The sequence below is a fragment of the Bosea vestrisii genome, assembly GCF_030144325.1.
GTDB lineage: Bacteria > Pseudomonadota > Alphaproteobacteria > Rhizobiales > Beijerinckiaceae > Allobosea > Allobosea vestrisii_A.
Genome location: NZ_CP126307.1, coordinates 3,059,241 through 3,072,938, shown reverse-complemented (window position 1 = coordinate 3,072,938; position 13,698 = coordinate 3,059,241). Strand labels below are relative to the sequence as shown.

Here is a 13,698-nt window from a genome sequence, read left to right as displayed (position 1 = left end):
GTTCGCGGGGCGAAAGAAAAGTTGTTCCAAAGCTCTAGGAGCCTTTCGTGCCGCGATTGCGTGCGATTTCCGCCCTGCTGGCGCCAGGAAGCTCAGGAGATTGCCCTAGCCGGCTGGACAGGCTAGCCGGAAACACCATCTTCGAGCCGACCTTTCCCGATGGAGCGCCCCGCCCGATGCAGCCGCGACAGCCGACCACGCCCCTGATCGACCGCCGCACATTGCTTGCAGGCGCCGCCGGCACGGCCGCCCTCGCCGCAGCGGGCTTCTCCGGCCCGGCGCTGGCCCAGCAGGGGTTGAAGCTCGGCACGGCCGAAGTCTTCTCCTTCGACGGCCTGAAGGCGCGGGCTCGCGACCTTGCCGGCAAACCCTATGAGCCGCCGCCGAATCCCAAGCCGGACGTGCTCGAGAAGATCGACTACGATGCCCATGGCAAGATCAAGTTCAAGCCGGAACTGGCGCTCTGGGCGAACGGGCCCTCGCCCTGGCCGGTGACCTTCTTCCATCTCGGCCGCTACTTCCAGAAGCCCGTGCGCATGCATGTCCTCGACGACGGCAAGTCGCGCGAGATCGTCTACGACGAGAGCTATTTCGAGATGCCGGCCGATTCACCGGCCAAGCAATTGCCGCCGGGCGCCGGTTTCGCCGGCTTCCGCTTCCAGGAAAGCCGCTCCGGCCATCCCGGCCGCAAGGGCGAGAAGCTCGACTGGCAGAAGAACGACTGGGTCGCCTTCCTCGGCGCCTCCTATTTCCGCGCCATCGGCGAGCTCTACCAGTACGGGCTCTCGGCCCGCGGCCTCGCCGTCGATCCGGCGGTCGGCGACCGGCCGGAGGAATTCCCCGATTTCACCCATGTCTGGCTGGAGACGCCCGGTGAGGCGGCCGAGCATGTCGTCGTCTATGCCCTGCTCTCGGGGCCGAGCGTGGCGGGGGCCTTCCGTTTCCGCATGCATCGCGGCAAGGGCGTCGACATGGAGACCGAGCAGGAACTGCACCTGCGCAAGGACGTCGCGCGGCTCGGCATCGCGCCGCTGACCTCGATGTACTGGTATTCCGAGACGGCCAAGACGACCATGGTCGACTGGCGGCCGGAGGTGCACGATTCCGACGGGCTCGCGCTCTGGACCGGCAGCGGCGAGCGCGCCTGGCGCCCGCTCAACAATCCCCAGCGCACCGTCGCTTCGTCCTTCGTCGACGACAACCCGCGCGGCTTCGGGCTGATGCAGCGCGACCGCGAAATCGGCCACTACCTCGATGGCGTCTTCTATGAGCGCCGGCCGAGCCTCTGGATCGAGACGCTCGGCCAATGGGGCAAGGGCGCGGTCCAGCTGATCGAGATCCCGACCGACGACGAGATTCACGACAACATCGTGGCGATGTGGGTGCCGGAGGCCCCGGCCAAGGCCGGGAACGCCTATAACTTCCGCTATCGCCTGCACTGGCTCGCGGATGAGCCTTTCCCTCCGGCGCTCGGCCGCGTCGTCGCGACAAGGCTCGGCAATGGCGGCCAGCCTGGCACGGTGCGGCCCAAGGGCGTGCGCAAGTTCATGATCGAGTTCAAGGGGCCGGCGCTCGAGGACATCCCGTTCGGGGTCAAGCCCGAGGTCGTGCTCTCGGCCTCGCGCGGCTCGTTTTCCTACACCTTCGCCGAGGCGGTGCCGAACGACGTGCCGGGCCACTGGCGGGCGCAGTTCGATCTTACTGTCGATGGTACCGACCCGGTCGAGATGCGCTGCTTCCTGCGCGGCGGCGACAAGGTGCTGACCGAAACCTGGCTCTACCAGTACTGGCCGGGCTGAAACTCTACTGCGGCGGCCATCTGGCGGCGTTTTCTGCGCTTCCGGTGCTCACGGACCAATGTCCGCTGCGCTCCGGTTCTCGAAACCACCGCCATCTGGCGCGCCGCAGCGAGTTTCGAGATGGGCCAGGAGCGAGGGCCGCTAGCCCTCGATCTGGCGCTTCTGGGCCCGGTCGACGGAGATGAACAGGGTGTTGGCCGCGCCAGGCTCGACGCAGAAGACGTCGAAGCTCGGTGCCTGCGGGTCGTCGGCCGGCATGTGCAGGGTGGCCGATCCCTTGCGGCCGGCAAAGGCCATGATCCGGAAGCTGAGGCCGTCAGGCAGGACGACCTCGATCGCATCGGCCGGCATCTCGGTCGCGACACCGTCGCGTATCGCTTTGAAGGTCACCCGCTCGGTGCTCACGCATGCTCTCCCATCCGGCTGAAGCCGACGAGGATGGATATCGACGCGCTTCGGCGCCCGTGACAAGCGTCATCGTGCTTGCTCGCGGCCATGCGTAACATTATATCATTCGATATGGCTCATGATCACGCCCATCACCGCCAGTCTGCTGCCGAGGCCCCCGGCTGGTCGCTGCTGCGGCTCTCGGCCGGGCAACGGCTCGGCTTGGCGCTCGGTGTGATCCTGGTGCTGTGGGCGGCGACCCTCGCCGTCATTGCGCAATGAAGAATCTGGCGTGAACAAGAGTACAAAACCCGTGCCCGCCATCCGTTTCAGCGACCTGACGCTCGGCTATGACCGCCACCCGGCGGTGCATCATCTCTCCGGCGAGATCGCGCCGGGCAGCCTGATCGCGATCGTCGGGCCGAACGGCGCCGGCAAATCGACCCTGCTCAAGGCTATCGCCGGCGCGCTCGCGCCGCTCGACGGCACGATCGCGCTCGCCAAGGGCAAGCGCCTGGCCTATCTCCCGCAATCGGCCGAGCTCGACCGCTCCTTCCCGATCCATGTCTACGATCTCGTCGCGATGGGGCTATGGGGCACGGCCGGCATCTTCGGCCGGATCGGCTTTGGCCAGCGCAGTAAGATCGAGGCGGCGATCGCTGCCGTCGGCCTCACTGGCTTCGAGGACCGCAGCATCGGCACGCTCTCGGGCGGCCAGATGCAGCGGGCGCTGTTCGCCCGGCTCCTGCTGCAGGACGCCGACATCATCCTGCTCGACGAGCCTTTCACGGCGATCGATGCCCGCACCAGCGCCGACCTGCTGGCGCTGGTCCAGCGCTGGCATGGCGAGAGCCGGACCGTCGTCGCCGTGCTGCACGATATCGAGACGGTGAAGCGCGCCTTCCCGCAGACGCTGCTGTTGGCGCGCGAGGCGATCGCCTGGGGCGAGACCGGCGAGGTGCTGACGGCGAACAACCTGCTCAAGGCGCGCCGCATGGTCGAGGCCTTCGACAGCCACGCCGCGCCCTGCGCCGCCTGAGCGCACTGACAATAAGACAAGGCCGATGCTCTACGACCTCCTGATCGGCCCCTTCGCCGAATTCGACTTCATGCGCCGGGCGCTGGTCGGCGTGATCGCGCTGTCGGTCTCCGGCGCGCCAGTCGGCGTCTTCCTGATGCTGCGGCGGATGAGCCTGACCGGCGACGCCATGGCGCATGCGATCCTGCCGGGCGCGGCGCTCGGCTATCTCGTCGCGGGCTTCTCGCTGCCGGCGATGACGCTGGGCGGGCTCGTGGCCGGTTTCGCGGTCGCGCTCGCCGCCGGCGCCGTCGCGCGCCTGACCGTGCTCAAGGAAGACGCCTCGCTGGCCGCCTTCTACCTGATCTCGCTGGCGCTCGGCGTCACCCTGGTCTCGCTGCGCGGCTCGGCGGTCGACCTCTTCCACGTGCTGTTCGGCAATGTGCTGGCGCTCGACGACGATGTGCTGGTGCTGCTCTCCAGCGTCGCCAGCCTGACGCTCGGCGTGCTGGCGCTGGTCTACCGCCCGCTTGTGCTCGAATGCGTCGATCCCGGCTTCCTGCGTTCGGTCAGTCGTTCAGGCGGCGTCGTGCACCTGACCTTCCTCGGCCTCGTCGTGCTCAACCTCGTTGCCGGCTTCCATGCGCTCGGCACGCTGCTCGCGGTCGGCCTGATGATGCTGCCGGCCGCCGCGGCGCGGTTCTGGACCGCCGACATTACCCGGCTGATCCTGCTGGCCTCCGGCTTTGGCATGGCGTCCGGCTATATCGGCCTCGTCGCCTCCTATGCCGCCGGCAGCAATCTTCCGGCTGGACCGGCGATCATCCTGTCGGCTGGCGCGCTCTATCTCGGCTCGCTCCTGCTGGGATCGCAGGGCGGCCTTGCGCGACGCCTCTTGCCGAGGGCCCATCTCCAGCGCTAGTTATGTTATACTGTTTCATATAGCGCGAGAGATGCCATGCTGAACCGCCGCTCCGTTCTTCTCGGCCTTGCCGCCGGTGCCGTCCTGCCGCTGCCGGGCCTGGCCCAGGAGAAACTGTCCGTGGTCGCGAGCTTCTCGATCCTCGGCGACTTCGTACGCGAGATCGGGGGCGAGCGGGTTTCCGTGGCGCTGCTGGTCGGGCCCGATGGCGACGCCCATGTCTATTCGCCGACGCCGGCCGATGCGAAGACGGTCGCGGGCGCGAAGCTCGTCGTCGTCAACGGTCTGAAGTTCGAGGGCTGGCTGACCCGCTTGATCAAGTCGTCGGGCACCAAGGCGACGATCGCCACCGCGACCACAGGCATCACCCCGCAAAAGCTGGCCGACGATCACGGTCACGGCCATGGCGGCGAGGATCCGCATGCCTGGCAGAGCGTCGCCAATGCCAAGATCTATGTCGGCAATGTCCGCGATGCGCTGGTTGCAGCCGACGCTGCCGGCAAGGCGATCTACGAGGCCAATGCCGCCGCTTATCTTACGAAGCTCGATGCGCTCGAGGCCGAGATCAAGGCTGCGGTCGCGCGCATCCCGGCGGAGCGGCGCAAGGCGATCACCTCGCACGACGCCTTCGGCTATTTCGTCAAAGCCTACGGCATCGCGTTCATCGCACCGCAGGGCGTCTCGACCGAAGCAGAGGCCTCGGCCAAGGACGTCGCGCGCATCATCCGCCAGATCAAGGCGGAGAAGATGCCGGCGGTCTTCCTCGAAAACATCACCAATCCGCGCCTGGCCGAGCAGATAGCCAAAGAGAGCGGGGCGAAGATCGGCGGGCGGCTCTATTCGGATGCGCTCTCGGCTGCGAACGGTCCGGCCGGGACTTACATCGCGATGATGAAATACAATATAAGCCAGATCGAAAAGGCGCTCGTCGGCGGCCCGGCCTGACCGGTCCGCGATTGCAGCAGCGCCGCCAACCAGGTTCTAGTCATGTCCGAGAAGATTCCCGTCACGGTGCTCACCGGCTATCTGGGCGCCGGCAAGACCACGCTCCTCAACCGCATCCTCACCGAGGATCACGGCAAGAAATTTGCCGTGATCGTCAACGAGTTCGGCGAGACCGGCATCGATGGCGACCTCGTCGTCGGTGCCGACGAGGAAGTGTTCGAGATGAACAATGGCTGCATCTGCTGCACGGTGCGCGGTGACCTGATCCGCATCCTCGACGGCTTGATGAAGCGCAAGGGCAAGTTCGATGCGATCATCGTCGAGACCACCGGCCTCGCCGATCCCGCCCCGGTCGCCCAAACCTTCTTCGTCGACCAGGATGTCGGCGACGCCACCAAACTTGATGCGGTCGTGACCGTCACCGATGCGAAGTGGCTGCAGGACCGGCTCAAGGACGCGCCGGAGGCGAAGAACCAGATCGCCTTCGCCGATGTGATCATCCTGAACAAGACCGATCTCGTCAGCGCCGAAGGGCTTGCCGAGGTCGAGGCGGCGATCCGCGCGATCAACCCCTATGCCAAGCTGCACAAGACGACGCGCTGCGACCTGCCGATCGCCGAGCTGCTCGACCGCAACGCCTTCGATCTCGACCGCATCCTCGACATCGAGCCGGACTTCCTCGAATCCGGCCACCATCATCACCATTCCGATGATGTCCGCTCGATGTCGTTCACGATCCCCGGCGATGTCGATCCGGAGAAGTTCATGCCCTGGATCAACGACATCAGCCAGGTGCAGGGTCCGAACATCCTGCGTTCCAAGGGCATTTTGGCCTTCAAGGACGAGCCGCGCCGCTTCGTCTTCCAGGGCGTGCACATGATCCTGGATGGCGACCTGCAGCGCGACTGGAAGGCGGGGGGAGGAGCGCAACTCGCGCCTCGTCTTCATCGGCCGCGATCTTGACGAGGCGGCATTGCGAAAGGGGTTCATGGCCTGCGCGGCTTGAGCTAAAGCCAAGGCCATGGAGACCATCACCAAACCCGTCTCGCTGCGCGAGCATGTCGTTCCCGTCGAAGCTGGCGAGCACGTCGTCGGCGCCTTCTGGCTGAAGCAGACGCTGGCCTTCGCGCTTTCCGACGGGCGCGTGCTGCGCTGGCGCGATGGCGAGACGGAGAGCGTCGAGGCCAATCGCGGCGGTCTGCTCTCTGCCGTCTCGGATGGCGCGCGGCTGATCAGCGGCGGCGATGACGGCCGCGTCGTCGCGACATCAGCCGATGGCGAGCCGCAGGAACTCGCACTCGATCCGAAGCGGCGCTGGATCGATGCCGTGACTGTATCGGCCGCCGGCAGCCTCGCCTGGAACACGGGCCGCACCGTCCATGCGCGTGACGACAAGGGCAAGCTCAGGTCGATCGAGGTCGCCTCGACGCCGCAGGGCCTCGCCTTCGCGCCGAAGGGCTACCGCCTCGCCATCGCGCAGATGAACGGTGTGCTGCTCTGGTATCCCAACACCGAGGCCAAGCCCGACTTCCTCGACTGGAAGGGCTCGCATCTCGAGGTGACCTGGTCGCCTGACGGGCGTTTCGTCGTCAGCGCGATGCAGGAGAACGCGCTGCATGGCTGGCGCCTCGGCGACAAGCCGAGCCATATGCGCATGACCGGCTACCCGGCCAAGCCTCGCTCGCTGTCCTGGTCGCATGACGGGCTCTGGCTCGCATCGTCGGGAGCCGACGCCGCGATCGTCTGGCCCTTCCAGGGCGACGGGCCAACCGGCAAGGCGCCGCGCGAATGCGGCGCGCGCCACGCCAAGGTCACCCGCGTCGCCTTCCATCCGAAGGCGCTGGTATTGGCGATCGGCTACGATGACGGCTGCATCCTGATGGTGCGCCTGACCGACGCCTCGGAACTGCTGGTGCGGCCGGCACAGCGCGGCAGCGGCATCACCGCCTTCGCCTGGGACAAGCTCGGCAAGCGCCTCGCCTTCGGCGCCGAAGACGGCGCGGCCGGCGTGTTGACCCTTCCGGGCGGCTGAGCGGCGATGCGCTTCGGCCTGTTCGGCAGGGACAAGCGCGACGCCGCCGGGGCCGATGCCGCGGCGCAGATCAAGCGGCAGGTGCGCGAGCTGCTCGGCCTGCCCGACAACGCTGTGATCGCTATCAACGAGATCCTCTGCGCCGATCCCGCCTGCCCGGGTACCGAGACGGTGATCCTGGTGATGAAGCCTGGTGAGAAGACCAGGGCCTTCAAGGTGCAGATGGGGCTGGCGGAGCTGACGCCGGAGGCGTTGGCGCTGGCGTTGTCCGCTGCGGACTAGGCAGCCGAGGAAAGACCACCGCCATGATATGTCAGCAGGTGGCGGGGGAGCGCCTTAACCTTTGGCCGCGGCATGGCTAGCTTGCGGTCATGGCGACGCGACCGCGAAAAATCCTGAAGCTCGACAAGGCACAAGCGCGCCGGATCTGGCTCAAAGCCCAGAAACTAGATGCGCGAGAGCCCTTCGGCTCCGGGCCTGAGGCGACGGCGGCCGCGGTTAGCCATCTCGGCTATGTCCAGATCGACACGATCAACGTGGTCGAGCGCTGCCACCACCACATCCTCTACAGCCGCATCCCGGGTTACCGCCGCGATGACCTCGCGCAGGCGCAGTCACTGGACAAGTCGGTGTTCGAGTACTGGACGCATGCTCTGTCCTATGCGCCCACAGCCGACCTCCGTTATTTCCTGCCGGCGATGAAGGCGCATCGCGCCGAGCCGAAGCGCTGGGCCGCGGTCGGCAATGGTGAGGAGACACGCAAGCTGCTGCGTCGCATCCGCAAGGACGGCGCGCTCACCATTCGCGACATCGACACCGACGTGCTGGTCGAGAAGACGCATCTCTGGGCGAGCAAGAAGCCGTCCAAGGGCTTGCTCGAACGGGCCTTCTACGATGGCGAGCTCGTCATCTCGGCACGCTCCGGCATGCTTAAGACCTATGAGCTCATGGATCGGCATTTTGGCTGGGAGAAGCGGCCAACGCCGGCCTCCGAACGACAGATCGCCGCCTACAAGCTGGACCGCGCCCTGCAAGCGCAGGGTATCGTCAGCCTCGACTCGATCTGCCATCTCGATGCGCCCAGCAAGAAGGCGGTCGCAGAGCTGATCGCCGGGCGTATGAGGCGCAAGGAGCTCGTGCCGGTCGCGATCGAGGGCGCGGAGAAGACACCGCATTGGGCACGGCCGGACGCTCTGGCGCCCGTTACCCCCTCGGATGAGGGGCTCGTCCACATCCTCTCGCCCTTCGATCCGCTGGTTATCCAGCGCAAGCGCCTGAAGCTGTTCTTCGGCTACGATCACATATTCGAAGCCTACCTACCGAAGGAGAAGCGCGTCTTCGGCTATTTCGGCCTGCCGGTGCTGGCGGGGGACCGCATCGTAGCCGTTGCCGATCTCAAGGCCGACCGGGCGGCGCGTAAGCTGCTGGTGCAGCAATGGACTTGGCTGGAGCCCGAACCGTCGCCCGAGCTGAAGCGGCAGGTCGACGAGGAGATGCAGCGCTTCGAACGCTTTCAGCTCGACTAGTTCGACCGAGGCCAGCTGAAATCGTCGGCACGACCGGGGCGCGGCTCGGGTGCGATCCCCTGGCCGAAGACGCGGTCGAGCTGGGCTGCGACATCGCCGCGACCACGCGCCTCCTGCACCGAGGTGATCAGTACCGTATCGCCGCTGCCCGCAACCGCACCGGTCAGGGGCAGAATCGGTCCAGCGAGCGGTCTTGGCGGGGCAACCGGAATGAGCTGGAGATCGGCGGGCAGGCCGCTGACCATGCGGTCGATCAGGCGCTCGACGCCGCCCGGCTGCAGGTCGGGTGCGAGCGGGGCGCCGGTCTCGGGCGAGGTCGGCAGGGCGATGACATTCTGCGTCGGCGTGCCCTCCAACAGACGGCGAACGACGACATCGACGAAATGCGCGGCTTTGCGGGCGCCGGCCCTGGTGAAATGGACGCCGTCGCCGAGCCGGAGCTTGGCGATCTGCCCGTTCACATCCGGCCCGGTCGCGGTATAGCGGTTCTCGCCGTCGACATAAGCGGCCCAGAGGTCGACATACTGGCCGCCGCCCGCTTCCACGCCCTTGCGGAAGAGGTCGTTCAGCGTGATCAGGTCGGCCGATAGCCGGGGATTCTGCATCGGCGGCGCGCCGACCCAGATCAGCGGCACCCGCTTGGCGCTGAAGGCGGAGGCAATGGCGTCGATCCTGGTCTTGTAGAGCTGGAGCCAGCGCTCGCTCAGAGGTTCGTGCGTGACGTCGCCTTCGCGGATCACCTGGCGATCGTTCGGACCGAGGCTGATGACCCCAACCATGACCTTGGCATCGGCCGCGAGGAACTCCCCGGCCGCCTTCGGCCAGTCGTAGAAATCGGTCCGGACCAGCCCGCTATCGGCCTTGGTCTTGTTCACCACCGCGACATCGGCGCGGTCACCCAAGCTGTCCTGCAGCCCTTCGGCAATCTGCCCGGCCAGCGTGTCGCCGATCACCAGCACATGATGGTTGACGTCGACCTTGGGGATGACCGGATCGTCACGGACGACAACACGTGTCGGCGCCTGGCGCGGCGCTGGAGCGACTCGCTCGCGGGGCTGCCGTTGCTGGACTGCCGGCCGCTCCGGAATCTGCCAGAACATGTTGAACAGGCTGCGGCCCTGCGGCGGCGGCGACGGTATCCGACCCGGTGGCATCGGGTTCTGGGCGATCGAGGTCGGCCCGCCCGTCGCGAGCAGGAGCAGGGCCGCCGCCAGAACCATGAAGAGCGAACGCGTCCGCATCTTGCTCTCGGTCGGCGCCGGTCAGAAGGAGGCGCCGCCGGGCAATATAGTCGCGATTGCTCCGTTCGTCAGCGTGGTGCCTTCATCCGCGCCAGCAGCGCCGGCGTCGGATAGCCGTCGGCGAGCATGCCGACGCGCAGCTGGTACTGCCTCACTGCCTCGCGCGTGCCGGTACCGATGCGGCCATCGGCGTCGTGATTGTAGAGACCGAGGGCTTTCAGCCGGCGCTGGACGTCGGTGGTGCCGGCCTTGTCGAGCCGCGGCGCCTTGACCGGCCATTCGCCCTGCAAGGCTGGCTTGCCCACGATCCGGTCGCCGAGGTGGCCGACTGCGAGCGCATAGGCGTCGGAGGAGTTGTATTTCTTGATGACGTCGAAATTGGCGGTCAGCAGCATGGCCGGCCCGGTGTGGCCGGCGGGATAGAACAGCCTGGCCTCGCCCGAGGAGGGCAGCGAGCCGCCATCGGCGCGGCGCACGCCGGCGGAGCGGAAGGACGAGAAGCTGGCGCGGTAGAGATTGTGGTCGAAGCCATCGGGCACCGCGACCTCGATGCCCCAGGGCAGGCCGGGGGTCCAGCCATAGCCCTTGAGGTAGTTGGCGGTCGAGGCGATCGCGTCGCTGGTCGAGGTCCAGATGTCGGCATGGCCGTCGCCGGTCTGGTCGACCGCGTATTTCATGTAGCTCGACGGCATGAACTGGGTGTGACCCATGGCGCCGGCCCAGGAACCGCGCAGTTCGCGGCGCTCGACATGGCCTTTCTCGATCAGTTCGAGGGCGGTCAGCAGTTCGTCGCGGAAGAAGTCGCCGCGATAGCGGATGTTCGCCAGCGTCGCGAGCGAGCGGATCACGTCCTTGTCGCCCTTGAACGAACCGTAATTGGTCTCCATCCCCCAGATGCCGAGGATGATCTCCTTGGGCACGCCATAGCGGGATTCGGCTTGCGCCAGCACGCTCGCATGGGCCTCCAGCATCTCGCGGCCGCGTGAGATGCGGCCGCCGCCGACGGCGCTGTTGAGATAGCTCCAGATCGGCGCGACGAATTCCGACTGCTTGTGGGTCAATGCCACGATCGACGGGTCGGGCGTCACACCCTGGAAGGCGAGGTCGAAGGTCTGGCGCGAGATGCCGCGCGCCTGTGCCATTGGCCAGAGCGTCCGTAGGAAGCCGTCGAAGCCTGGTGCAGCCGGGCGCGCCTCGGGTTTCGGTGTCTGCGCCCGCGCCGGATTGATCGAACCCGTCGTCTGCGCGAGCGCCGGCCCGAGGCCGAGCGCCACAGCGAAGGCGAGAACGGTGACGGGGCGCATGGTTGCTCCTCTGGCTCGGTCGCGGGTTCTTTCCACCACAGCGCCCGAACGAGGTTAACCATGGGTTAACGCCGCGCCAAATCGCTTGTAACGAGGGCCAGTCGTATATGGCCCCTCGTCCTGAGGAGGTCGCGTCAGCGGCCGTCTCGAAGGATGCTCCGGCTGGTTCCGGAGCCTCCTTAAGCATCCTTCGAGACGTGCCTGCGGCGCTCCTCAGGATGAGGGCTGAGTGGAATGCGCCTCAGCTGGCGTTGCGCTTGCGCAAGCTTTCCTCCCAGGCCAGTGCCTGTGTGACGATCTCGGTGAGATCGTCATGCTCCGGCTGCCAGCCGAGTTCGGCGCGGATGCGGTCGGCCTTGGCGACCAGCGCAGCCGGGTCGCCCGCGCGGCGCGGCGAGAGCCGGACGGGGAAATCGACGCCCGAGACCTCTTTCACCACCTCGACCACTTCCTTGACCGAATAGCCGCGGCCATAGCCGCAGTTCAGCGTCAGATTGTCGCCGCCGGCGCGCAGGTGGTCGAGCGCTGCCAGATGGGCGCGAGCGAGATCGGTGACGTGGATATAGTCGCGGATGCAGGTGCCGTCCGGCGTCGCATAATCGGCGCCGAAGATATCGAGCCCGGCGCGCTGGCCGAGCGCCGCCTGGCTCGCGACCTTGATCAGATGGGTGGCGTTGGTGCTGGACTGGCCGGAACGGCCCCTGGGGTCGGCGCCAGCGACGTTGAAATAGCGCAGGGCGACATAGGTCAGACCATGGGCGCGGGCGACGTCGCCGAGCATCCATTCGCTCATCAGCTTGGAGCGGCCATAGGGGTTGATCGGATTGAGCGCGATCTCCTCCGGCACCGGCGAGACCGGCGGCTCGCCATAGACAGCGGCCGTCGAGGAGAAGATCACGTGCTTGACGCCACCGCGTACCGCACTCTCCAGCAGCGCGCGCGTCTTGACCGTGTTGTTGTGGTAGTAGCCGAGCGGGTCGGACACCGAATCCGGCACGACGATCTTCGCGGCGAAGTGCGCGATCTCGCTGATGCCATGCTCGGCGATGGTGCGTTCGACCAGGGCCTGGTCGCCCATATCGCCCCTGACCAGGGTCGCTTCCTGCGGCACCGCCCACCAGAAGCCGGTCGAGAGATCGTCGAGCACGACGACCTTCTCGCCGCGGTCCAAAAGCTCGAGGACCATGTGGCTGCCGATATAGCCGGCGCCGCCCGAAACCAGAATCGCCATCTTCGTCTCCTCGTCACGTGATCCGCATAAACCGGAATCACGACAGTTCGAACCAGCCTGTCGGCGCGACATGGCTATTCTCAGGCACCGCTTCAGTGAAGCCATGCAAGAATGGTGGCCAGGGCGGCAAATCCAGCAATCTACAGCAGGAGTATTGACGTATCGGCAAGGCGTGATTGGTATTCGAAATCAAGGCCGGCCCGGCTTTCGCCAGAATCACGGGCCAGCTTGCCACCGGCCGGCATGAACGGGGCGAAGCCGGCTCCTCCCGAAGCCCTCCGATCTTCAGCAGGCGCGCCCTAGGCGTGCGAGATGGACGCGTATGATCAAGAAAATCCGCAAGGCGGTCTTCCCCGTCGCTGGTCTCGGCACCCGTTTCCTGCCCGCCACCAAGGCGATCCCGAAGGAAATGCTGACCATCGTCGACCGGCCGGTGGTCCAGCACGTGGTCGACGAGGCGCGCGCCGCCGGGATCGAGCATTTTGTCTTCGTCACGGGCCGCAACAAGGGCGTGATCGAGGACCATTTCGACATGGCCTACGAGCTCGACGACACGCTGGCCAAGCGCGGCAAGACCAAGGAGCTGGACGCTCTCAAGCACGATCTGCCGGCCGCCGGCGCCACGAGCTTCACCCGCCAGCAGGCGCCGCTCGGCCTCGGCCACGCCGTCTGGTGCGCCCGCGACATCATCGGCGACGAGCCTTTCGCGCTGCTCCTGCCCGACATGCTGCACCACACCAGCGGCAAGGGCTGCCTCGCCGAGATGATCGAGGCCCATGCCGAGCATGGCGGCAACCATATCGCCGTCGCGCCGGTGCCTGACGACCAGACCCATCAATACGGCATCGTCGGCGTGCATGACGCCAAGGCCAAGGTCTCGCAGATCACCGGGATGGTCGAGAAACCACCAAAAGGCACGGCGCCGTCGAACCTGCACATCACCGGCCGCTACATCCTGCAGCCGACGATCTTCGACCTGCTCGCCAAGCAGGAGAAGGGCGCGGGCGGCGAGATCCAGCTGACGGATTCGATGATCGCCCTGGCGAAGCTCGAGAAGTTCTTCGCGGTGCGCTTCGATGGCGACATCTACGACACCGGCTCGAAGATCGGCTTCCTCTCCGCCAATGTCGCCTATGCACTGGAGCGCGGCGATCTCGGCCAGCAATTGCGCGGCGAGATCGAGCGGCTGCTGGGGCGGTAAGCCAACCGCGTCATTCTCGGGCGGAGCGTAGCGCAGACCCGAGAATCTCAGGACCAGGACGCGCTGACTGGAGCCCCTTCCGGCCTGAGATG

General features: G+C 66.6%; 13 protein-coding genes and 1 pseudogene. 10 read left to right on the top strand and 4 right to left on the bottom strand.

The genetic code is table 11. The features are described from left to right. Positions 1-176: 176 nt before the first annotated feature. The gene (locus QO058_RS15225; protein WP_284167164.1) at positions 177-1,799 is read left to right on the top strand and encodes an OpgD/OpgG family glucan biosynthesis protein; all 1,623 of its coding nucleotides are present in this window, start codon (positions 177-179) and stop codon (positions 1,797-1,799) included. A 141-nt stretch (positions 1,800-1,940) separates the two neighbouring features. On the opposite strand, the gene QO058_RS15220 is transcribed toward QO058_RS15225, so the two are convergent. Then, positions 1,941-2,204: a hypothetical protein gene (locus QO058_RS15220; protein ID WP_284167163.1), complete on the bottom strand. Its 264-nt coding sequence runs from the start codon at positions 2,202-2,204 to the stop codon at positions 1,941-1,943. 114 nt (positions 2,205-2,318) lie between these two features. On the opposite strand from QO058_RS15220, the gene QO058_RS15215 reads away from it, so the two are divergent. From QO058_RS15215 to QO058_RS15180, 8 genes and pseudogenes are all read left to right on the top strand, one after another. Next, entirely contained in the window at positions 2,319-2,468 is a 150-nt protein-coding gene (locus QO058_RS15215) for a hypothetical protein (protein WP_284167162.1), read from the top strand. 10 nt (positions 2,469-2,478) lie between these two features. After that, positions 2,479-3,225 (top strand): zinc ABC transporter ATP-binding protein AztA, encoded by a 747-nt coding sequence (aztA, locus tag QO058_RS15210; RefSeq protein WP_284167161.1) that lies wholly within the window; start codon positions 2,479-2,481, stop codon positions 3,223-3,225. Positions 3,226-3,250: 25 nt separating this feature from the next. After that, positions 3,251-4,126: a metal ABC transporter permease gene (locus tag QO058_RS15205; RefSeq protein ID WP_284167160.1), complete on the top strand. Its 876-nt coding sequence runs from the start codon at positions 3,251-3,253 to the stop codon at positions 4,124-4,126. A gap of 36 nt (positions 4,127-4,162) precedes the next feature. Next, the gene (locus QO058_RS15200; protein ID WP_284167159.1) at positions 4,163-5,071 is read left to right on the top strand and encodes a metal ABC transporter substrate-binding protein; all 909 of its coding nucleotides are present in this window, start codon (positions 4,163-4,165) and stop codon (positions 5,069-5,071) included. A gap of 42 nt (positions 5,072-5,113) precedes the next feature. After that, positions 5,114-6,077, top strand: a pseudogene (locus tag QO058_RS15195) (CobW family GTP-binding protein). 15 nt (positions 6,078-6,092) lie between these two features. Then, positions 6,093-7,103: a WD40 repeat domain-containing protein gene (locus QO058_RS15190; protein ID WP_284167158.1), complete on the top strand. Its 1,011-nt coding sequence runs from the start codon at positions 6,093-6,095 to the stop codon at positions 7,101-7,103. A gap of 6 nt (positions 7,104-7,109) precedes the next feature. Beyond that, complete coding sequence (locus QO058_RS15185) at positions 7,110-7,385, top strand: hypothetical protein (protein WP_284167157.1); 276 nt, start codon at positions 7,110-7,112, stop codon at positions 7,383-7,385. 89 nt (positions 7,386-7,474) lie between these two features. Further along, positions 7,475-8,629 carry a winged helix-turn-helix domain-containing protein gene (locus QO058_RS15180; RefSeq protein WP_284167156.1) on the top strand — a complete coding sequence of 385 codons (1,155 nt, stop codon included), beginning with the start codon at positions 7,475-7,477 and terminating at the stop codon, positions 8,627-8,629. Here QO058_RS15180 and QO058_RS15175 read toward each other — a convergent pair. From QO058_RS15175 to galE, 3 genes are all read right to left on the bottom strand, one after another. After that, positions 8,626-9,870: an SGNH/GDSL hydrolase family protein gene (locus QO058_RS15175; protein WP_284167155.1), complete on the bottom strand. Its 1,245-nt coding sequence runs from the start codon at positions 9,868-9,870 to the stop codon at positions 8,626-8,628. The genes QO058_RS15180 and QO058_RS15175 overlap by 4 nt on opposite strands. Positions 9,871-9,938: 68 nt before the next feature. Further along, positions 9,939-11,174 carry a lytic murein transglycosylase gene (locus QO058_RS15170; protein ID WP_284167154.1) on the bottom strand — a complete coding sequence of 412 codons (1,236 nt, stop codon included), beginning with the start codon at positions 11,172-11,174 and terminating at the stop codon, positions 9,939-9,941. Positions 11,175-11,415: 241 nt separating this feature from the next. Beyond that, positions 11,416-12,405, bottom strand: a complete 990-nt coding sequence (gene galE / locus QO058_RS15165; RefSeq protein ID WP_284167153.1) for a UDP-glucose 4-epimerase GalE — start codon at positions 12,403-12,405, stop codon at positions 11,416-11,418. A gap of 322 nt (positions 12,406-12,727) precedes the next feature. On the opposite strand from galE, the gene QO058_RS15160 reads away from it, so the two are divergent. Then, positions 12,728-13,606 (top strand): UTP--glucose-1-phosphate uridylyltransferase, encoded by an 879-nt coding sequence (locus QO058_RS15160; RefSeq protein WP_284167152.1) that lies wholly within the window; start codon positions 12,728-12,730, stop codon positions 13,604-13,606. The last annotated feature ends 92 nt before the right edge of the window (positions 13,607-13,698 follow it).

What these genes read in the sequence shown, in the direction of transcription:
- QO058_RS15180 (WP_284167156.1), top strand. Translation starts at nt 7,475, where the DNA reads ATGGCGACGCGACCGCGAAAAATCCTGAAGCTCGACAAGGCACAAGCG.
- QO058_RS15170 (WP_284167154.1), bottom strand. Translation starts at nt 11,174, where the DNA reads ATGCGCCCCGTCACCGTTCTCGCCTTCGCTGTGGCGCTCGGCCTCGGG.
- galE (WP_284167153.1), bottom strand. Translation starts at nt 12,405, where the DNA reads ATGGCGATTCTGGTTTCGGGCGGCGCCGGCTATATCGGCAGCCACATG.
- QO058_RS15215 (WP_284167162.1), top strand. Translation starts at nt 2,319, where the DNA reads ATGGCTCATGATCACGCCCATCACCGCCAGTCTGCTGCCGAGGCCCCC.
- QO058_RS15225 (WP_284167164.1), top strand. Translation starts at nt 177, where the DNA reads ATGCAGCCGCGACAGCCGACCACGCCCCTGATCGACCGCCGCACATTG.
- QO058_RS15185 (WP_284167157.1), top strand. Translation starts at nt 7,110, where the DNA reads ATGCGCTTCGGCCTGTTCGGCAGGGACAAGCGCGACGCCGCCGGGGCC.
- QO058_RS15205 (WP_284167160.1), top strand. Translation starts at nt 3,251, where the DNA reads ATGCTCTACGACCTCCTGATCGGCCCCTTCGCCGAATTCGACTTCATG.
- QO058_RS15190 (WP_284167158.1), top strand. Translation starts at nt 6,093, where the DNA reads ATGGAGACCATCACCAAACCCGTCTCGCTGCGCGAGCATGTCGTTCCC.
- QO058_RS15175 (WP_284167155.1), bottom strand. Translation starts at nt 9,870, where the DNA reads ATGCGGACGCGTTCGCTCTTCATGGTTCTGGCGGCGGCCCTGCTCCTG.
- QO058_RS15160 (WP_284167152.1), top strand. Translation starts at nt 12,728, where the DNA reads ATGATCAAGAAAATCCGCAAGGCGGTCTTCCCCGTCGCTGGTCTCGGC.
- QO058_RS15200 (WP_284167159.1), top strand. Translation starts at nt 4,163, where the DNA reads ATGCTGAACCGCCGCTCCGTTCTTCTCGGCCTTGCCGCCGGTGCCGTC.